The 19,050-nt window shown below is 71.4% G+C and carries 15 protein-coding genes; 9 read left to right on the forward strand and 6 right to left on the reverse strand.

Translation table 11 applies throughout. From position 1 onward, the window contains the following. Positions 1-54: 54 nt before the first annotated feature. Both AC3EQ1_RS26005 and AC3EQ1_RS26010 read right to left on the reverse strand, forming a co-directional pair. Entirely contained in the window at positions 55-1,254 is a 1,200-nt protein-coding gene (locus AC3EQ1_RS26005; protein ID WP_432096763.1) for a DegT/DnrJ/EryC1/StrS family aminotransferase, read from the reverse strand. Beyond that, positions 1,251-2,966, reverse strand: coding sequence for a carbamoyltransferase family protein (locus tag AC3EQ1_RS26010; RefSeq protein WP_432096764.1), 1,716 nt, complete (start codon positions 2,964-2,966; stop codon positions 1,251-1,253). Before AC3EQ1_RS26010 ends, AC3EQ1_RS26005 begins: the two co-directional genes overlap by 4 nt. 274 nt (positions 2,967-3,240) lie before the next feature. On the opposite strand from AC3EQ1_RS26010, the gene AC3EQ1_RS26015 reads away from it, so the two are divergent. Further along, on the forward strand, positions 3,241-4,395 hold the full coding sequence (locus tag AC3EQ1_RS26015; protein ID WP_432096765.1) for a radical SAM protein: 1,155 nt from the start codon (positions 3,241-3,243) through the stop codon (positions 4,393-4,395). A 48-nt stretch (positions 4,396-4,443) separates the two neighbouring features. Further along, positions 4,444-5,526: a methyltransferase gene (locus AC3EQ1_RS26020; protein WP_432096766.1), complete on the forward strand. Its 1,083-nt coding sequence runs from the start codon at positions 4,444-4,446 to the stop codon at positions 5,524-5,526. On the opposite strand, the gene AC3EQ1_RS26025 is transcribed toward AC3EQ1_RS26020, so the two are convergent. The 3 genes from AC3EQ1_RS26025 to AC3EQ1_RS26035 all read right to left on the reverse strand — a co-directional run bounded on the left by AC3EQ1_RS26025 (position 5,527) and on the right by AC3EQ1_RS26035 (position 8,023). Continuing rightward, on the reverse strand, positions 5,527-6,249 hold the full coding sequence (locus tag AC3EQ1_RS26025; RefSeq protein WP_432096767.1) for a hypothetical protein: 723 nt from the start codon (positions 6,247-6,249) through the stop codon (positions 5,527-5,529). After that, entirely contained in the window at positions 6,246-6,911 is a 666-nt protein-coding gene (locus AC3EQ1_RS26030; protein ID WP_432096768.1) for a hypothetical protein, read from the reverse strand. Before AC3EQ1_RS26030 ends, AC3EQ1_RS26025 begins: the two co-directional genes overlap by 4 nt. A 113-nt stretch (positions 6,912-7,024) precedes the next feature. Further along, positions 7,025-8,023 carry a PIG-L deacetylase family protein gene (locus tag AC3EQ1_RS26035; protein WP_432096769.1) on the reverse strand — a complete coding sequence of 333 codons (999 nt, stop codon included), beginning with the start codon at positions 8,021-8,023 and terminating at the stop codon, positions 7,025-7,027. A gap of 522 nt (positions 8,024-8,545) precedes the next feature. Here AC3EQ1_RS26035 and AC3EQ1_RS26040 point away from each other — a divergent pair. From AC3EQ1_RS26040 to AC3EQ1_RS26070, 7 genes are all read left to right on the forward strand, one after another. Next, complete coding sequence (locus AC3EQ1_RS26040; RefSeq protein ID WP_432096770.1) at positions 8,546-10,453, forward strand: KedN5 family methylcobalamin-dependent radical SAM C-methyltransferase; 1,908 nt, start codon at positions 8,546-8,548, stop codon at positions 10,451-10,453. An 80-nt stretch (positions 10,454-10,533) separates the two neighbouring features. Continuing rightward, positions 10,534-10,824, forward strand: a complete 291-nt coding sequence (locus AC3EQ1_RS26045) for an acyl carrier protein (RefSeq protein WP_432096771.1) — start codon at positions 10,534-10,536, stop codon at positions 10,822-10,824. A gap of 88 nt (positions 10,825-10,912) precedes the next feature. Beyond that, positions 10,913-11,836 (forward strand): glycosyltransferase family 2 protein, encoded by a 924-nt coding sequence (locus AC3EQ1_RS26050; protein WP_432096772.1) that lies wholly within the window; start codon positions 10,913-10,915, stop codon positions 11,834-11,836. Further along, positions 11,833-13,548, forward strand: coding sequence for a beta-ketoacyl synthase N-terminal-like domain-containing protein (locus AC3EQ1_RS26055; protein WP_432096773.1), 1,716 nt, complete (start codon positions 11,833-11,835; stop codon positions 13,546-13,548). Before AC3EQ1_RS26050 ends, AC3EQ1_RS26055 begins: the two co-directional genes overlap by 4 nt. Next, on the forward strand, positions 13,527-15,254 hold the full coding sequence (locus tag AC3EQ1_RS26060; RefSeq protein ID WP_432096774.1) for a B12-binding domain-containing radical SAM protein: 1,728 nt from the start codon (positions 13,527-13,529) through the stop codon (positions 15,252-15,254). The genes AC3EQ1_RS26055 and AC3EQ1_RS26060 overlap by 22 nt, the downstream gene beginning before the upstream one ends. Before the next feature lie 57 nt (positions 15,255-15,311). Continuing rightward, the gene (locus AC3EQ1_RS26065; RefSeq protein ID WP_432096775.1) at positions 15,312-17,048 is read left to right on the forward strand and encodes a B12-binding domain-containing radical SAM protein; all 1,737 of its coding nucleotides are present in this window, start codon (positions 15,312-15,314) and stop codon (positions 17,046-17,048) included. 3 nt (positions 17,049-17,051) lie between these two features. Next, positions 17,052-18,014 carry a Gfo/Idh/MocA family protein gene (locus tag AC3EQ1_RS26070; RefSeq protein ID WP_432096776.1) on the forward strand — a complete coding sequence of 321 codons (963 nt, stop codon included), beginning with the start codon at positions 17,052-17,054 and terminating at the stop codon, positions 18,012-18,014. A 111-nt stretch (positions 18,015-18,125) separates the two neighbouring features. Here AC3EQ1_RS26070 and AC3EQ1_RS26075 read toward each other — a convergent pair whose 3' ends face one another. Next, the gene (locus AC3EQ1_RS26075; RefSeq protein ID WP_432096777.1) at positions 18,126-18,839 is read right to left on the reverse strand and encodes an alpha/beta fold hydrolase; all 714 of its coding nucleotides are present in this window, start codon (positions 18,837-18,839) and stop codon (positions 18,126-18,128) included. Positions 18,840-19,050: the final 211 nt, after the last annotated feature.

Below are 19,050 nucleotides of genomic sequence, written 5' to 3' on the forward strand. Positions count from 1 at the left end.
GGGGGGGGGGGGGGGGGGCCCCCCCCCCCCCCCCCCACCGCCGGTTCCCCGCGGTCAGCCCGCCGCGGGTGCGAGCCCTTCGTAGGCCTTGCGGAACGCGGCGACGAGCGCGTCGACATCGCCGTCGGTCATCGTGGCCCCCAGGCCGACGGTGACCGAGCGTCCGATGAGGCCCTCGCTGGCCCGGCAGCGCGCGGGCCGGTCCCACGCCACGCCCCAGGGGGTGCGCCCCTCGCGGACGGCCCGGTTGGCGTACACCGCCTGGCCCTGGTACATCGTGTGGGCCGGAATGCCCTCGGCGGTCAGCGCGGCCACGAACTGCCGTGCCTCCAGGCGGGACGCGAGCAGGAGCGTGAGGTCGCCCCCGGAGCCCGCCTCGTCCGGGAGCCGGCGCCAGCGCACCGGCAGGTCTGCGGTCTCCCGGCGGACGTGCCGGGCGATGTTCCGCAGCCGCTCCAGCATCGGCCCGAGCCTGCGGAGCTGCACCGACAGGACGGCGCCCGTCAGTTCGGTCATCCGCAGATTCGCGCCGAGGAACGGCGCCTCGGCCGAGGCGCCGCGGTCACCGCCGCGCCCGGTGGTGAACTGGCCGCCCTGGTCCTGGAACCGGGCCACCCGGTCGTAGACCGCAGGGTCCCCGACGGTGACGGCGCCGCCCTCCCCGGCGGTGAGGTTCTTCTCCAGCTGGAAGCTGAACGCTCCGGCGTCCCCGAGGCCGCCCACCGGCCGTCCCCCGTAGTGGACCCCGGCCGCCTGGGCGGCGTCCTCCACGACCCGCAGCCCGTGCCGCCGGGCCACCTCGGCGATCGGCCGCATGTCCGCGGCGGCGTTGGCGAGATGGACCGGCATGATGCCCCAGGTCCGCTCGGTGACGAGTTCGTCGAGCCGTTCGGGGTCGAGGGTCAGGGAGTCGTCGACCTCGGCGAACACCGGGATGCCCCGGGCCTGGACGACCGCGTTCACCGAGCCGATGAAGGTCACCGCGGGGACGATCACCTCGGCGCCCTCCGGGATGCCCAGCCCGACCATGGCCGCGGTGAGTGCGGCGGTGCCCGAGGAGACGCCCACCGTGTGCGGCACTCCGGTCACCGCGGAGAACTCGGCCTCGAAGGCGTCGACCCGGTGCCGCAGGTCCGGTCCGTAGTAGCGGAAGAGCGACCGCGACCGGAGGACCTCCACGGCGGCGGCGATCTCCTCCTCGCCCCACAGGGCGAGGGCGCGCGCCGGTTCGTACCGCGGCTCGGGGGCGGTCATCCGGCCGTCCGTCCGGTCGCGGCGTCGAGGTCGGTGGCGCTGTGGCACACCAGGAAATCCTCCAGGAACAGGTAGTCGAGCTTGCTGGGGCCGAAGAAGGCCAGCGCCTCCCGCGGGGTCTCCACGATCGGCTCGCCGCGGTCGTTGAAGGAGGTGTTGAGCACCACCGGGACCGAGGTGAGCTCACCGAAGCGCTCGACCAGCTCGTAGAAGCTGCCGTTGGCGCCGGGGGTCAGCGTCTGGACCCGGGCGGTGCCGTCGACATGGGTGATGGCCGGAACCTCGTCCCGCTTGTCCTCCCGCACCGGGGCGACGATGAGCATGTACGGCGACTCGATGTCGAGGTCGAAGTACTCGGCGGCGCGGTGGGCGAGGACGGCCGGGGCGAAGGGCCGGAACCACTCGCGGTGCTTCACCTTGCTGTTGAGGATGTCCTTCATCTCCGCACGGCGCGGGTCCGCGAGGATGCTCCGGTGGCCCAGGGCCCGCGGGCCGAACTCGGAGCCGCCGGTGAACCAGCCGATGAGCGCGCCGCCGGGGAGGAGTTCCGCGGCCAGCCGGGCGGGGTCCGACACCTGCCGGTAGGGCAGGCCCGAGGCGTCGAGCGCGGCACGCACCTCGTCGGTGCCGTAGGTCCGGCCGAGGTAGGTGTGCTTCTGCGGCCGGGGGGCGCGCGGCCCGGCCCCCGGCTTGGGCGCGCGCGGGCGCGGGTTGTCCCCCAGCACGTGGTAGCCGTAGTAGGCGCAGCCGACAGCGCAGCCGTTGTCGCCCGCCGCGGGCTGGGCGAAGATCTCGGTGAACGGCGTCTCCCGGAGGATCTTGCCGTTGGCGACCGAGTTGAGGACGACACCGCCGGCCAGGCACAGCCGGCTGAGTCCGGTCTGCCGGTGCAGCCAGCGGGCGGCGTGCAGCACGGCCGTCTCCAGCAGGTCCTGGGCGGCCCAGGCGAGGTCGGCGCCGCGGGAGAAGCGCTCGTCGCCGTCGAGCCCGTCGAGCGCGTGCTCGACGAAGTCCAGCAGCCCGCCGTCCTTGAGGTGCAGCGCGAACCGGCCCTCGTCGAGCAGGTCGAGATGGCGGTGGAACGCGTCCCGGTAGCGGTCGGTGCCGTACGGGGCGAGGCCCATGGTCTTGCCGTCCTCGGTCAGGTACCAGGCGCCCTCCTCGTAGAGGGTGAAGCCGATCGCCCGGCTGACCGCCTTGTACATGAAGCCCAGCGAGTGGTCGCTGTCGCCCGCCTGGTAGACCCGGTCGGCGCGGAGCCCGTCGGTGCTCCAGTTGGTGCCGTAGACCTTCGACAGCTCGGTGATGCCGACGCCCTCGCCGACGGAGAGGGTCATGGTCTCGACCCCCTGGCCCTCGAAGAGGCTGCCGGCGCCGTCCACCACCAGGACGGCGGCCTCGTGGTAGGGCGAGGGATGGAAGGCGCTGGCGGCGTGCGCCAGGTGATGCCTGATCAGATGAGTGCGGCGCCGGAAGGGGAAGTAGCAGGTGGGCAGCAGGGTGTCGTCGGCCACGATCGCCTCGACCCGGTCGAGCCGGGCCCCGTGCGTTTCGAGACAGTACCGCCAGCCGCGGTTGGCCAGTGAGTTGACGTTGACCGCGTACTTCCGACGGGTCAGACGTTCTTCCTCGATACCGACGCTGACTTCGCCGTCCTCGACGAGACAGGCCGAGAAGTCGTGATTGGATCCGCCGAGCCCAAGAGCGAGCATGCAGCCGTCCTAACTCAGTACAGGCGGGTTCTCGCGGCGGCAGGCCGAAAGGGGCCGCCGCACCGCGATTGCAAGAATGTGGGAATGCGCCACGCGGGCGAGACGTTACAACTGCCCACCACACCGGTCCAGAGGGCAAGTTGAGCCACGACGGTCGAGTTCCGGACGCTTTCCGGATCACGTCCGCATGTGCCGAGAACAGCCGTTGACCGTCCACTCGGCCGAAACCTACACTCGCAGGCTACGGTCAGGGTCAGCGCAGGACAAATCCGGAATGGTGATGAGCGTGGCGCTGAAGAACGACTTTCGCAATGCGATGTTCGAGCACCGTGACGGCCAGGAGCGTCTGAAACTCCTCATGAACGACATGGTCATCGAGGAGCAGCTGTGCCAGATGCGCTGCTCCTACTGCTTGACCGAGGACTTCAATCTCCTGATGAACGTTCCCGACGCCCGGCTCAGGCTGACCACGGACCGGCGTGAGGACTGGCACCGGATTCTCGACGGATATCACCGTCAGGTGGACAGTCCGATCATGCGGCTCAGCGGCGGCGAGTTCTTCTGGCTGAAGGGTTCGACCGAATTCGTCGAGGAGTGCAGCAGCAAGTACGAGGTCGTCCAGGTCATCACCAACGGCGTCTTCCTCACGCCGCCGCGGCTGGAGGCGCTGGCCGCGCTGGGCAACGTCCAGCTCTGCCTCTCCCTGGACGGGCACACCCTGGAGATGAACGCGCACCGGCTGCCGCCGAAGCAGCACCGGCTGTTCGACGTCATCATGCGGCACCTGGACCACGCGGTGGAGCTGGGCATCCCCATCGAGATCCAGTCGGTTCTCTCCGACAAGAACGTCACCGGCCAGGCGGATTTCGCGGCGTTTCTGCTGGAGCGGTACGGCTCCGGCGCGATGCTGTACTTCTTCCCGGTCAGGGGCGACGCCAAGGATTCCCTCGCCCCGGCGCTCGGGGACCATTTCCGGCCGCTGCTGGAGCGCTACGACGAATTGGAACAGGTCCTTCCGCCGCGGGCCTTCGTCGAGCACATCGGCAATCAGCTGCGCACCGGCGTCCGCACGCTGCGGTGCTACGCGACCGCCACCATGGTGCAGCTCTTCGGACAGGGAGACGTCTCCTGCTGTCCGTATGCCTGGCTGAAACCGATGGGGAATATCACCGAGGATCCCCAGCTGATTCCCGAGCAGTTCGGCAAGCACCAGCACTACGAGATGTTCATGCAGCCCCGCCCGAGGTTCCCCTACTGCAAGAGCTGCACCGGGCCGATCGATGTGGTGAACCTCTTTCTCCTCGGGCAGATCTCCGAGGCGGAGATCGCCCGGTGTGCACCCTACGCAGGCCCTCAGGCGCTGGCCCGGCTGAACGAGTTGAAGGCTGCTTTCGAGCCGATCTTCACCCCGGCCGGCCACCCGGCCTGATCCCGACCGACATCACCGACCGACGCACCTGGTGTGTGAGGAGAATGCATGATTTCCGTGGAAGAGATCTCGGCCGGGGAATTGACGGAGGCCGGTGCGGCGAGACTGTTGTCACTGCCGCACCACGACCTGCTCACCCTGGCCGGGGACTGGCTCGGTGAGCTGGCTCCCTGGCGGAACACCGAAACCCTCGCCACGATCGCCCGCACGATGTCCGCGGAATCCCTGCTCGCCTCGCTGTTCGTCCTCGGGGAGCCGGTCACGGAGGCCGACGCCCGGTCGCAACTCCCCGGTCCGCTGCTGGATCTGCTGCTGCGCTGCGGTGTGCTCCACCAGGAGTCCGGAAAGCTGTCCGCCGAGTACTGCCTGGTCCGCGGGGAGGGCCTGACCCTCCTCGCGGCGTGGCGGGCCGCGGGCCGCGACGTCGGGTCGTACGCCCCCTGGGTCGGTACGGACTCCATGACCCTGGCCCGGCTGGTGGCCGCCCGCCGGGAGGTGCGCTCGGCGCTCGACCTCGGCTGCGGCACCGGGATCCTCGGCCTGTCGGCCGCCCGGAACGGCGCCGACCTGCTGGCCGTGGACGTCAACCCGGAGTGCACGGCGGCGGCCACGTTCAACGCCTGGCTGAACGGTCTGGGCGACCGGGTGCGCACCGCCGAGGGCGACATCATGTCCCTCGCGCTCGACTCCCGGTTCGATCTGGTCGTCTCCAATCCGCCCTGTCTGCCGCTGCGCCGGGGTTCGCTGGGCTGGCTGGCCGGTGAAGCCGGCCTGGACGGGCTGGAGTTCTTCTGGGAGCTGCTGCGCCGGACACCCGGGTTGCTCACCGATGCGGGCGAGGCCCTGCTCCAGGCCGCGGCCTACGGGGACGAGCGTGCGCCGTTCTTCATCCCGGAGCTGGAGGCGGAGATGAACCGGCTCGGCGTCTCCGGCCGGCTGCTCCTCCGCCCGTCGACGCCGCCCCGCTGGCCCGCGTTCGCCCCGCGGGACGAGAACCTGCAGCTCTCGGGCCCGCTGGGGGACGAGGTGCGGGCCTATGTGGAGAGCATCGGCGCCACGCACTACTACGGGTTCGTGCTCTCCCTGCGGGCGGAACGGCACGGCGGGCTGCAGGTCGGGCGCTTCCGCTGATCAGCGGGCCGGCCCGAGCCAGGCCGGCCCGAGCTCGGCCCGCTCCATGGCCAGGACGGCCTCGACGGCCTCCTCCGGGCCGAGGTCGGTGGTGTCGATCTGCCGGGCCCCCGGCACCTGCGCCACCTCCTCGTCGAGGTGGGTCTCGGCCAGCCGGCCCTCGATGAAGTGCTCGCCGCCCGGGTCCTTGCGGATCCGGGCGGCGAGTGCGTCCGGGCCCGCGCGCAGACCGTAGATCACGGACTCCGCGCCGAGTGCGTCGAACACCTCCAGGAACGGTTCGAGGGCACGCCCCGCGAGCACGACACCGCTGACCACGACCACCCCGGCGCCCCAGGCCCGGTAGACGGGGAGGGTGGCACGCAGGGTGGACGCCATCAGCGCGTACAGCTTCTCGGAGCTCTCCCAGGGGTGCACCACCGGATCGCAGTCGACGGCGGCGGCCGGTACGGCATAGCGGGCGACCAGGCTCTGCGCCAGCCGGGTCTTGCCCACACCGGGCGCTCCGGTCACCACGACCAGCCGGAACCGGTCCTCGGGCACGGCGGTGCGCTGCCGGCCGATGTTCGTCGTCAACGGCCCGGCGGCGACGGCCGTTCCGGGAGCGCCGGCGGATGCGTCGGCCCCCGCCGCCGTTCCGGGAGCGCCGGTCCCGGGTCCGGCCGCACCGGCCGCCGTTCCGGTGCGGGCGGACATGGTCCCGGGGATGGCGCGTTCGGTCATGTGGCGGATCCGTTCTCGTGGCCGGTGGAGGCGGTGGACAGGTCGCGGACGGTGCCCACCAGGCGGAAGCCCAGGTGCGGCACCTTGAGGATCTTGGCTCCCGAGTCGATGTCGAGGAGCTTCTGCTTGAGGACCGAGGACACCGGATTCACGTCCTCACCCCCGGTCGCCTCGGTGAGGTCCGGACGCGGGACGATCTGTCCGGGGCGACTGGCGAGCAGTCGCAGCATGCCCGCCTCGGCGTCGGTGACGGGGACCGCCTTCGACGGGGAGTGCAGCCGGCCCCGGCCGTCGAGCGTCAGCACCTGGGTGCTCTCCGGCGGGGTGACGGACTTGAGGTATCCCAGGCTGTCGACGAGGCGGTGCTGCTTGAGGGGACTGGCCAGAGCGAGCGCGAAGCCGTCGGAGAGCGCCGCCAGCACCCCGGTCGCGGACACGCTGTCGAGCACCGCGATCGGGTATCCGCCCCGGCCCTTGACCTCGGCCGCGGACAGTCCGGGCCCGGTGGCGGCCACGGCGTGCAGCGAGGCGAGCAGGACATCCGGCCAGTCGGGGGATCCGGCCTCCGGATCACAGTCGTGCAGGGTGAGGCCCAGTTCGGCGCAGGCCTCCCCGAGGACGTCCAGATCGGCCGGATCCAGGGATTGAGCCAGTACGTACATCTCGACACCCTTCACAAGGCGGCGCCTGGGCCGCGTCTGCTCGGTGACCGTCCCCCCGCGGGGCCGGCGTCTGGGGTGGTGCCCGCGCCGTGCCATCCGGGCACGGCGCACGATCAGCTGACGAGGGGCCATATCCGTTCGGCCGCCGGGTGGCCGGAGCGCTCCGCCAGGCGTTCCCCGTGCCGGGCGATGCGGCGTACGACGCCCTGGCGGACCTGGATGCGGTATGCCCGCAGAGCCTCGCGTTTGGCCAGGGCGGCCGTGGCGTCCATCGGGCAGAGCTCCGGGCGCAGCGCGCCGAGGCCGAGCGACGTCAGCCGGGCCGCGAGCCCTTGGGCCACCTCCTCGGCGGAGCCGAAGACCGAGTACGGCTGGTCCTCGTAGAAGACCACCCGGGCGCCGGTGAGATCGCCCCGGGCCAGCAGCGCGATCACCGCCTCCCGGCAGGCCAGATGGTCGACGTGGCCGCCGACGCCGAGCGGTGCGCAGATCTCGGCGGCCCCGTCCAGCAGTCCGGCGAGCCGGGTCGTCAGTTCGGCGAACAGCCCGGGCTCCTCGTCCGGGAACGCCTCGGACAGGGCCGTCCCGGCGAAGAACCGCTCCGCGCGCGGTGCGCGGTCCGCCGCGTCGACGAAGCCGAGGAGTTCGACGTCCGTGCCGAGGACACGGGCGGCGACCGCCTCCTCCGCCAGCAGCAGACGGGACGTCAGGGCGGGCCGCCCGGCGTAGTACGGGTCCTTGGTCCAGGTCTCCACGCTGAAGACGTCGAGCACCCGGCCGCCGCGGCGGGCCAGCAGGCCGCCGAGGGCCAGTGCCGCGTCGTCGGGGTGCGGGGAGACCACCACGGGGGCGTCCGGTGCGGCGCGGTCCGGGTGTCCGTCCGGCGCCATCACCACCAGCCCGTCCCGCTGCCAGGTGCCGAGGAGGCTCCGCTCCGCCGCGGTGAAGCCGTCGAGCGGCCGGCTGCCGTCGCACCGGGCCAGCAGCCGGGCGGCCGAGCCGGGCGGGTGGCCGAGCTCCTCGACCGGCTCTCCCCGGCACAGGATCCGGCTCCCGGCCACCTCCGCGTGCGGCAGAGCGAGGGGGCACCACGCGCCGGGAACCTCCGTCATGTGGCCTCCTGGCCCGAGTCCGGGATCCGGGCGAACCGGGGCCCCGGATTCCGCCCGTGAAACGGCGCGCGTCACCGGCTCCCGGCCGCGCTGAAGACGAACGGTTCGATTCTCCACAGGCCCGGAGCGGAATAAACCCTTAATGAACAGGTGGCTGAAATTAGGGCCGGACGGCCCGGGCACCGGCCCATTGGCCTTCCGGCGCTTCCCGGCTGGTTCCGGCCAATCTCCTCCTTCCCCGCCTTCAAGATCTCCGCACCCGCCGGTCCCCGGAAGCGGTCAAGATTCATTTCGACGATTTCCCACATCAGACTCCCGACGGCCGGGTGGCCGGGGAGGCGGACGGCCGTCCGCGCCCCCGGGGCCCGGTGGGCCATTCGGCGGCATGAACGCGGCGGGAACCGGACACCCCGCTCCCACGCCGCACGAGGTCCCATTGCGCGGATCCTCTTCTGTTGTAGCCTCGGGCTCTGAAAGTCCCTGGCCACGGTGGATGCGGATGAGGATCGGGGGAACGCGGTTGTGAAGTCTCGTGTCTTACTTGTCCAGCAAGGTGTGTGGGGTAATTCCGCCGCCTCGATGCCCCTGGCCGTCGGATATCTCAAGGCATGCGCCGACCGGGACGAACGTATTCGCCGTCGCATGGACGTCACCATTCGGAACTATCCGGGTGACGCGGGGATCAATGCCATGGGCCGGGATCTCATCCGGGACGGCTGCCCCGACATTCTCTGCTTCTCCGTCCTGGGCTGGAACTACCGCACGTTCGGCGTGCTCGCGGAGACCTTCAAGCAGATGAATCCCGACGGGTGGGTCGTCTTCGGCGGCAACCACGTCGCCCATCAGGCGGAGCGCGTCTTCCGGATGTACCCGCAGGTGGACGTGGTGGTGAACGGTGAAGGCGAACTGGTCTTCCCGGAGCTGCTGAACGGCTATCTGGACGGCGCCACCCGCACCGCGCTGCACGGCATCCGGGGCGTCTCCTTCCGCGGGTCCGACGGCGAGGTCGTCACCACCGAGGAGCGGGCACGCATCACGGACCTGGAGTCCCTCCCCTCCCCCATTCTCAGCGGCGCGGTTCCGCTGGTCGACCGGGCGGGCCGGTTCCTCTACGACTACGCGCTCATGGAGACCAACCGCGGCTGCCCCTATAAGTGCGCCTTCTGTTACTGGGGCGGTGCCACCGGGCAGAAGATGCGCGCCTTCTCACGGGAGCGGCTGCGCGAGGAACTCGAACTCCTGGGCCGGCACGGCGCGGAAACGCTGATGCTCTGCGACTCCAACTTCGGCCTGCTGCGCGAGGACGAGGAATTCCTGGACGATCTGCTGCGCGTGCGCAGCAAGTACGGATTCCCCAAGCGCCTCGAGACCTCCTGGGCCAAGAACAAGTCGGCCGGCTTCTACCGCATCATGGACAAGATGAAGCAGTCCGGGATGCACAGCGCCTTCATCCTGGCCCTGCAGACCATGGACGACTCCGTCCTGGATCTGATGCGGCGGCGCAATATGAAGCTGAACGAGTGGGAGGATCTCGTCGGCTGGCTGACCGACCACGGCATCACCCCGTATCTGGAACTGATCTGGGGTGCGCCGGGGGAAACGGTCGAGTCGTTCCTCGACGGCTACGACCGGGCCTCGCGGCATACGCCGTTCATCGCGGTGCATCCGCTGATGATTCTGCCGAACACCGATTACCACGACAAGCGTGAGCAGCACGGTCTGGTCACGGTGCGCGGCGAGAACGACGACTTCGACTACGTCCTGGCGCACAACACCATGACGCTCCAGGACAACGAGCGCATGCTCCGGTTCATCTGCTGGAACCGCGTGCTGGCCCGCAGTCTGTGGCTGCACAACATCTGGGTCGCGCTGCGCGAGCTTGCCGGGGTGCCGCAGTCCGCGGTGATCCTGAAGTTCTCCGAGTGGGTGGAGAACTGCGAGGACCCGGACGCCCGGGAGCTCACGGCCGTGGCTCAGCCGGCCGGTTCCGCGAGCGAGAACGTGGATCCCAACGTCTGGCGTCTGCTCACCAAGCGGCTGCTGCAGCGCTGGTGGGACGAGGCCATGCGGCCCGACCTGCCGAAGGATCTGCTGCCGCTGCTCGACGAGGTCTTCCTGTACGACCTCATGTGCCAGCCGGTACGGCTGCTCCCCGACGGCTCCGGTCCCGAGGAGGACCTCCCGGTGACCGAGAAGTACGGGGACCGCTGGTATCTGCGCAGTGACGTCACCTTCAAGTACCCCGTGCCCGAGCTGATCGCGGCGCTGCGCCGGGGCGAGACGGTCCGCACCACCCCCGAGGCGCTGGTGACCTCCTTCTACTACCGGACCGAGTTCGGTGGCGATCTGCAGCACTACTTCCGCATGGACTCCTACCGCGGGCGGACCGAGCAGCAGCTCGCCACGCAGTTCGCGTCGGTGTCCGAGTGAACCGACCCGTCGTGCCGGGGCGATGACCCGCTCCGGACGCCGAGGTCCGTCAGGCAGCGACCCTTCACAGGAGGAACGGCATGGACCGCGCTGGACTCATTCGAGAGCTGCATGAGATAGCGGCAGGGATGACCAAGGCCGAGGAACACCGGCAGCAGCCGGAGGGCGCCGGGCCCGCCGCCGATACGAGCCTGGTCGACCAGTACGGATTCAGCTCGCTGGACGCCCTGGAGTACCTCCTCATCCTGGAGGAGAAGTACGACGTGGTCTTCGAGGACGAGGACCTGACGGAGGAGACCCTCTTCTCCATCGAGGGGCTGGCCACCTACATCCTCGATCAGAAGGTGGGCCGGAGCCCGTCGGTCTCGTGACCCGCGGCACGGACGGGCCCTCCGCAGCGGAGGGCGGCGGGGCGTCATGAGTCCCCGCACTCCCCATTCGACCGTGGAGGAAGCCCGGGTGGACCGCACCGTGAACGCCCCGCCCGTGCCGATCGGCGTCGTCATACCGACGCGCGGCCGGACCACGCGGCTGCTGCTGACCCTGACGGCGCTGCTCCACCAGACGCTGCCCCGCGACCGGTTCGAGGTCGTCCTGGTCAACGACGCACCCGGCCGGGAAGCCGTGGCGCAGGTCCTCGACGCCTTGCCGGCGGGTCTCCCGCTCCGGGTCGCCGACACCGGCGGACGGGGCGTCGCGCACGCGCGCAACGCCGGTGCCCGGCTGGCCCGCTCCGAGATCCTGCTCTTCCTCGACGACGACACCGTGGCCACCCCAGGCCTTCTGGAGGCCCACCTGGCGGCGCACGCCGGGGCACGTGAGCTGCTGGTGCACGGCCGGGTCACCGATCTGTCGGCGTTCGCGCTGACCCCGGACACCCTGCGGCTGGAGGAGGCGCTGACCGGTGCCCGCGGACGCAGCCTCGGGCCCGTGGACGTCGCGGATCCGGAGCGGGTGGCCCGCTCGTTCGGGCCGCGGTGCTCGTTCATCGAGAGCACCGCCCGGAAGGTGACCGGGAATCCGGCCCACCGGCATCTGAGCTGGCTGTCCTGCATCGGTACCAACACCAGCATGCGGCGCGGGGTGTTCGTCCGGTCCGGGCGGTTCGACGAGCGCTACGGCACGCTGTGGGGCGGCGAGGACCTGGAGCTCGGTCTCCGGCTCGCCGCGGACGGCGTGGACTTCCGCCTGATTCCGGCCGGCGCGTACCACCTGCCGGTGGCCCGCCGCGATGTGTCCACCGCGCTGCCGCACTTCTGGCGGCTGGTGGCGCAGCAGCACGGCGATCCCGGGCTGACCGCCGTGGGCGAGTACCTGCTCGGCCGGCTGGGTCTTCAGGAGCTGGCCGGGCGGCTCGCTCCGGTCGGGGAGGCGGCACGGTGACCGCTCCCGGTCCGGACACGGTCGTCCTGGGCGCCACGCGCGCGGCCCCACCGGACGGCGTCCCGGCGCGTGCGGGCCGCACCGCTCCGGGCGGCGAGGAGTCGCTGACCGACGTGGTGGTGCAGGTCCTGGCCCGGGCCCTGGGCGGGCTGCCGGCACCGCTGCGCCGCGGGACACCCGTGCTCCTGGCCGCCACCGACCACTGCGTGGCGACGACCTCCGGCTATGTGGCGCGGTGCGTCGAGGCCGAGGCGGGCGGCCGCCGGCTGCGGCCCTCGGAGTCGATGGCACCGGAGCCGGCGCAACTGCTCCAGGAGTTCGCGGAGCGGTCGGACTGGGACGGCGCGGGCCATGTGCTGATCAGCCCCCGGGGCGCGGCGGAGCAGGCGCTGCGCTGGGCCCGCGGCGCGGTCGCGGCGGGGCTGCACGAGGCGATGGTGGTGTGCGAGCTCGCGCGGGATCCGGAGAGCGGCGGCTGTCTGGTGACGGCCACCCTGGTGGCGGCCCCCGCCGGGGCGCCGTCGCCCGGCGACGCGGCGGGGTCGGGAGTCGTGCTGTCCGGGCTCGGGCTGGTGACGGCGTTCGGTGACGGAGTGGACCTGTTCTGGCGGGAGTTGCTGGCCGGGCGGCGGGCGCTCTCCGAGCTCACCCGGTTCGACGCCGCACGGTTCCGGAGCCGGACGGTGTGCCAGGCGGCGGCGGAGGCCGGGCCGGGGCTCCCGGTACGGCGGATCCTGCTGGACCGGGCCCGTACGGAGGCCCTGGCCGGGGCCGGACTGACCCGGCTGCCGGAGCGGACGCTGCTGGTCGGCGCCGGGGTCGTGCCGCACCTGCCGACGGTGGACGGAGCCCCGCAGATCCGGGAGATATCCCTGGAGGAGGAATGGGACGGCGAGGGCTTCGGGGTCTCCCCCGGGAACGCCGCCCTGCTGGCCCACGCCTGTGCGTCCGGCGCGTTCGGGCTGGCCATGGCCCGGGAGTGGCTGCTGTCCGGGCTCGCCGACATGGCGGTGGTGACGGGTGTCTCCGCACTCAATGTCTACGACTACGCCTGTCTGGACGTGCTGCGGGCGACGAGCACCCGCACCGCCCGCCCGTTCGACCGGGAGCGCAGCGGTGTCACGATCGGTGAGGGCGCCGGTGCCGTCGTGCTGGAGACCGCGGAGCACGCGGCGGCCCGCGGGCACCGCCCGGCGGCGACGCTCAGCGGTATCGCCTGCCGGGTGGGCGGCCGCGGCACCAGCGCGCTGAGCGCGGAGATCGCCGCGGACTGCATGCGGGCGGCCCTGGACATGGCGGGGACGGACCGGGTCGACCATGTGCACGGCCACGCCCCCGGCACCCGCCAGGGCGACGAGGCCGAGCTGCTGGCGCTGGACACCGTCGGTGCCGAACGCGGGTGGCGCGGCGTGCCGGTGAGTTCGTACAAGGGCGCGGCCGGGCACCTGCTGCACGCCTCGGTGTTTCCCGCCCTGGCGGCCGCCGTGCAGGCGCTCCGCCGCGGCGTCGTGCCCGGGACCCCCGGGCTGCGGTCGGCTCCGGACACCCGGCACGTCCGCGTCCCGGCCGGCCCGGAACCCTGCGACGGCATCCGCTCCGTGCTGGTGGACAACTTCGGCTTCGGCGGCAACAACGCGGCGCTCCTCCTGACGTCCTCAGCCACGAACCCCCCGAAGGGAGAGGAGCCGGCATGGCAGACGCGGTCCTGCTGACACCGCGGGAGATCCTCACCGGATTTGCCAGCATCAACAACCAGAACGTGCTGATCAACGACGAGGAGTACCTGAAGCTCGACCCCGCCATGCGGCTGTTCTACGAGAAGGTGCGGGAGAACCTCGGGCTCGCGTGCATCGCCGGGCACCTGCGGGGCTGCGGATACTCCGTCAAAGCCCTCAACCTCCACGGACGCAACCCCAGCGACGAAGCCATCACCGACCTCATCCGCCGCGAACGCCCCAGCTTCGTCGGCATCAGCATCATGTACGACCTCCACATCGTCGACGCCGTACGCCTCCTGCGCTGCGTCCGCGCCGCCGACCCCAACGTCTTCGTCGCCATCGGCGGAGCCTTCTGCACCTACAACGCCAAACTCATCGCCGAACGCATACCCGAAGCCGACTGCGTCGCCTTCGGAGAAGGCGAACTCACCGTCGAAGGCCTCATGAACGCCCTCGCCGCCGACCGCGACTGGCGCACCGTCCCCGGCCTCTACTACTGGCAGGGCGACCGCGTCCGCAGCAGCGGACCCCCCAAACTCCCCGACCTGACCTCGGAACCCTGGCCCGCCCGCGATGTGCTGCTACGGCACCGGGAGGCCGGGATCCGGACGCCCGTCGCGTCGACGTACACCAGCCGGGGCTGCCATGCGAAGTGCACCTTCTGCTATGTGCCGCGGGCCCCGGGCGTGGTGGGCAACGCGTGGCGGGTGCGGTCGCCCGTCGATGTGGTGGACGAGATCGAGTGTCTGCAGCGGGACTTCGGGACGCGGTTCGTCTGGTTCAACGACGACAATTTCGGCGGCGCGTTCGAGGACGGCTATTACCATGCCACGGCATTCGCCGAGGAGTTGATCCGGCGCGATCTGCGGATCTCGTTCCACTGCGAGTTCCGGGTGGACACCGGACTCATCGACCGGGAGGCGCTGCGCACCCTGCGCCGCGCCGGCATGGCGTCGGCGCTGCTCGGCATGGAGACCGGGTCGCCCGGTATGGCCAAACGGTTCCGCAAGGGCACCACCGTCGACTACAACGTCGACGCCGCCCGCATGTTCAAACAGGAACGCATCGAGCTGGAACCCGGCTGGATCATGATCGAGCCCGGCACCACCATCGACGAACTCTGGCAGAACCTGGAATTCATCGTGGCGGCCGACATCGCCGTGAGCGAGAATCCGTTCTCCTTCATCAGCCGGGCCATCGCGCTGCGCGGCACCGAGATGTACGACAAGGTCGTCGACCCGCTGCCGCCGGAGATCCCCGGTCTGCAAGGGGGGCCGGCCTGGGAGGTGCTGCGCGAGGCGCGCCGCGAGTACCGGGTCGCGGACGGGCGGGTCGAGGACCTGTGGCGGGCCTGGAGCCTGGTGAGCGGTGAGGTGAGCGACCGCAAGGAGGGGCTCCCGTTCGTCGCCCAGATCATCGCCGATGCCACGCGGCTGCGCCGCGCCCGGGGCGACCAGGGGCTGCGACCGCTCCTGAGCCGGCTGCGCACCTGGGTGGAGAACCTGCCGCATCTGCTGATCGCCTTCCTCAACGTGGGGCTGCTGCTCGCCGACGAGAACCCGCCGGACCTGGGGCGGCGCCTGGAGGCCGAGCTGCGCGCGCTGGTCGACGCCTACGACCGCGAGCACCTGGGCCACACGTATCCGGAATTCGTCGAGGAGACCAAGCGGACCTGCGGCGAACAGGTCCTGACGGGCTGACCCAGCGGTGTCCGGACGTCGTCCGGGGCGCCCTTCGGAGAGGAAAGGAGACCGGTCATGTCGGACGTGGTCCTGTTGACGCCGCGGGAGATCTCCACCGGTGCCGCGAGCCTGAACAACCAGAACGTGCTGATCAACGACGAGGAGTACCTGAAGCTCGACCCCGCCATGCGGCTGTTCTACAAGCGGGTGCGGGAGAACCTGGGAGTCGCGTGCATCGCGGGGCACCTGCGAGGCTGCGGATACTCCGTCAAAGCCCTCAACCTCCACGGACGCAACCCCAGCGACGAAGCCATCACCGACCTCATCCGCCGCGAACGCCCCAGCTTCGTCGGCATCAGCATCATGTACGACCTCCACATCGTCGACGCCGTACGCCTCCTGCGCTGCGTCCGCGCCGCCGACCCCAACGTCTTCGTCGCCATCGGCGGAGCCTTCTGCACCTACAACGCCAAACTCATCGCCGAACGCATACCCGAAGCCGACTGCGTCGCCTTCGGAGAAGGCGAACTCACCGTCGAAGGCCTCATGAACGCCCTCGCCGCCGACCGCGACTGGCGCACCGTCCCCGGCCTCTACTACTGGCAGGGCGACCGCGTCCGCAGCAGCGGACCCCCCAAACTCCCCGACCTCGCCAACGAGCCGTGGCCGGCGCGCGACCTCCTGCTCCACCACCGCAGGACGGGGATTCCCACTCCGCGGGCGTCCACCTACACCAGCCGGGGCTGCCACGCGAAGTGCACCTTCTGCTACGCACCCCGGCAGCCCGGAGTCGAGGGCGGGCCCTGGCGGGTGCGCCCGGTCGGGGACGCCGTCGACGAGATCGAGTTCCTGCAGCGGGACTTCGGCACCCGCTTCGTCTGGTTCAACGACGACAACTTCGGCGGCGCGTTCCAGGACGGCTACCACCACGCGGTGGGGTTCGCCGAGGAGATCCTCCGGCGCAAGCTGAAGGTCTCCTTCCACTGCGAGTTCCGGGTGGACACCGGACTCATCGACCGGGAGGCGCTGCGCACCCTGCGCCGCGCCGGCATGGAACTCGCCCTGCTCGGCATGGAGACCGGAGCGCCCGGCATGATGCGGCGGTTCCGCAAGGGCACCACCGTCGACTACAACTTCGACGCCGCCCGCATGTTCAAACAGGAACGCATCGAGCTGGAACCCGGCTGGATCATGATCGAGCCGGGCACCACGGTCGACGAACTCTGGCAGAACCTGGAATTCATCGTCACCGCCCGGGTGCACGAGAGCGAGAATCCGTTCTTCCTCATCAACCGGGCCATCGCGCTGCGCGGCACCGAGATCTACGACAAGGTGACGAGCTTCGGCGAACCCGACATCCCCGGGGTCGACGGCCCCGCCTGGGAGGTGCTGCGCGAGGCGCGCCGCGAGTACCAGGTCGAGGACGCGCGTGTCGAGGACCTGTGGACGGCCTGGAGCGCGGTCAGCGCGGACATCAACGACCGCAAGGAGAACGAGGTTCCGTTCCTGGCGCAGAGCATCGCGGACGCGGTGCGGGCGCGCCGCGGCACCGGCGCGGAGTCGCTGCGGCCGCTGCTGGGCCGGCTGCGCAGCTGGGACCAGGGGCTCGCCCAGTTGCTCGTCGCGTTCCTCAATGTCGGACTGCTGCTGGCCGACGAGAATCCCCCCGGTCTGCCGCAGCGGCTGGAGGCCGAACTGCGGGAACTCGTGGACGCCTACGACCGGCGCCATCTGGGCCACGCCTTCCCCGACTTCGCCGTCGAGGCCGCCCGGGCCTGCGGTGAACACGCACTCGCGCAGGTGAGGAGCTGACCGATGTCCGGTGCACGGAGAACCCGCTTCGCCGGTGTGGGCTGCGGCAGAGTGTTCCAGCGCTACCACCTGCCCTGTGCCGACGCCCGGGACGACATCGAATTGGTCGGCGCCGTCGACCTGGACGCCGGGCGGGCGGAGGCGCTGTTCGCGGACCGGCCCGGGGTGTGGACCGGTTCCTCGGTCGACCGGCTGCTGAAGGAGACCGCCCCGGACGTGATCAGCGTCTGCACCCCGAACGACGCCCATGAGGAGGCGGTGCTCGCGGCGCTGGACGCCGGGGTCGCGGTGCTGTGCGAGAAGCCGCTCGCCGCGGGGATCGACGCGGCGCGGGCCATCGCGGCGCACCCCGACGCCGACCGGCTCCTCGGCGTCAACCTGCCGTACCGGTTCCATGAGCTGCTGAAGCCGTTCACCGAGGTGGCCCGGGACGGCACCCAGGAGATCGAGCTGACCTTCGTCACCCCGGGCGACCGGGTGTGGCGCGCCTGCACCCCCTGGTACGGCGACGCGCGCCGGGCCGGGGGCGGAGCGCTGCTCGACCTCGGGCTGCACGCCCTGGACATCCTGGTCACCGTCTTCGGCCGGCCGGACGTGCACAGCTGCGAGGTCGACTCGGAGGAGGTCGAGGAGCGGGCCAGGGTCGGGCTGTCGTTCCAGGGCGTTCCGGCGACCCTGCGGATCGACCGGGCCGGGCGGCGACTGGCGATGGCGGTGACCGTCCGCACCGCCTCCGGCACCCATGTGCTGGACTTCCGGCGGGGGGAACTGCGCCTGGCCGACGGCACGGTGGTCGAGGCCGGAGGGCGGCCGGAGCTGGCCGCGATCTCCGGTTGGTTCGATGTGGTGACGGGCACCGCCCCGTCCGCGATCGCGACCGCCCAGGAGGCGCTGGGGCTGCAACTGCTGGTACAGGCCGCCTACGAGCGGGCACGTCCGGTGTCCGCCGCCGCACTGCTGGGGTGACGCCGCCTCCGGCCGCCCGGCACGCCGGCGGCCGGACACGGCGACGCCCCGGGGGCCGGGGCGTCGGACAAAGTTTCCACCGGGGTGCCAGCCGGGGTCTCAGCCGGGGTCTCAGCGGAGGAAGGCCGTCACCGCGGCGCCGAACCGCTCCGGTTCCGTCCGGTGCACATAGTGGCCCGCGTCGATGGCGAGAAAGCTCCCCCGCGGAACGGTGGCGGCCACCTCGGCCAGCAGCGACCGGGACACCGGACTGCCCGGTCCGCCGCTGACGACCAGGGTCTCCGCGGTCACCAGCGGCAGCTTCCGCCACCAGACCGGATCGGGGCTGCGCAGTCCGTCGATGACCGGCCGGATCGCGCCGCGGTCCATGCCCCGGGCGCGCCGCAGATCGAGGAACTCCTGGAAGAGCGCCATCACCGGCTGTCCACCGGCGTGCGCGGTGCGGGCCCGGAGCGCGGCCTCCCCCGCGGCGTCACGGGGCGGCGGCGGGGCGTCCTCGATCACCAGGCGGCGGACCCGTCCGGGCCGGTGCTGGGCGATGAGCCAGGCGATGTGACCGCCCATGGAGTGCCCCACCAGGTCGACCGTGCCGACACCCTGCCGGTCCAGCAGCGCCGTTACGTCCTCGCGCATCAGTGCGTAGGTGTAGTGGCCGGGGCGCGGACTGCGCCCGTGGCCCCGGAGGTCGGGCACGATGACGCGGCGCCCGCGGGCGGCCAGCTCGGTGGCGAAAGCGTCCCAGGTGCGCCCGGTGTTCCCCAGCGCGTGCAGCAGGACGACCGGGGCGCCGGACGGATCGCCGATGTCCCGGAAGCTCAGGGGCACCGCACCGACGGAAGCAGTATCCGGATAAACCGTCTCATCATACGGCATACCGTGATGCTACTCGGGGACGACCGGCCTGTCCGCTGAACGTCCGTACGGGACCGGGACGTTGCGCCCATCCCCGTCCGCTGTGTCTCCGGGGTGGCACCCGGGAGACGCGGCGGGCGCGGGGCGGCCGGTGCGCGCCGCGCCCAGCGCCGCGAACAGCACG

This window comes from Streptomyces sp. bgisy100, assembly GCF_057709105.1.

Excerpts from the sequence above, each read along its gene's own strand:
- AC3EQ1_RS26035 (WP_432096769.1), bottom strand. The coding sequence starts at position 8,023 with ATGACGGAGGTTCCCGGCGCGTGGTGCCCCCTCGCTCTGCCGCACGCG.
- AC3EQ1_RS26020 (WP_432096766.1), top strand. The coding sequence starts at position 4,444 with ATGATTTCCGTGGAAGAGATCTCGGCCGGGGAATTGACGGAGGCCGGT.
- AC3EQ1_RS26015 (WP_432096765.1), top strand. The coding sequence starts at position 3,241 with ATGGTGATGAGCGTGGCGCTGAAGAACGACTTTCGCAATGCGATGTTC.
- AC3EQ1_RS26070 (WP_432096776.1), top strand. The coding sequence starts at position 17,052 with ATGTCCGGTGCACGGAGAACCCGCTTCGCCGGTGTGGGCTGCGGCAGA.
- AC3EQ1_RS26060 (WP_432096774.1), top strand. The coding sequence starts at position 13,527 with ATGGCAGACGCGGTCCTGCTGACACCGCGGGAGATCCTCACCGGATTT.
- AC3EQ1_RS26065 (WP_432096775.1), top strand. The coding sequence starts at position 15,312 with ATGTCGGACGTGGTCCTGTTGACGCCGCGGGAGATCTCCACCGGTGCC.
- AC3EQ1_RS26045 (WP_432096771.1), top strand. The coding sequence starts at position 10,534 with ATGGACCGCGCTGGACTCATTCGAGAGCTGCATGAGATAGCGGCAGGG.
- AC3EQ1_RS26005 (WP_432096763.1), bottom strand. The coding sequence starts at position 1,254 with ATGACCGCCCCCGAGCCGCGGTACGAACCGGCGCGCGCCCTCGCCCTG.
- AC3EQ1_RS26010 (WP_432096764.1), bottom strand. The coding sequence starts at position 2,966 with ATGCTCGCTCTTGGGCTCGGCGGATCCAATCACGACTTCTCGGCCTGT.
- AC3EQ1_RS26025 (WP_432096767.1), bottom strand. The coding sequence starts at position 6,249 with ATGACCGAACGCGCCATCCCCGGGACCATGTCCGCCCGCACCGGAACG.
- AC3EQ1_RS26030 (WP_432096768.1), bottom strand. The coding sequence starts at position 6,911 with ATGTACGTACTGGCTCAATCCCTGGATCCGGCCGATCTGGACGTCCTC.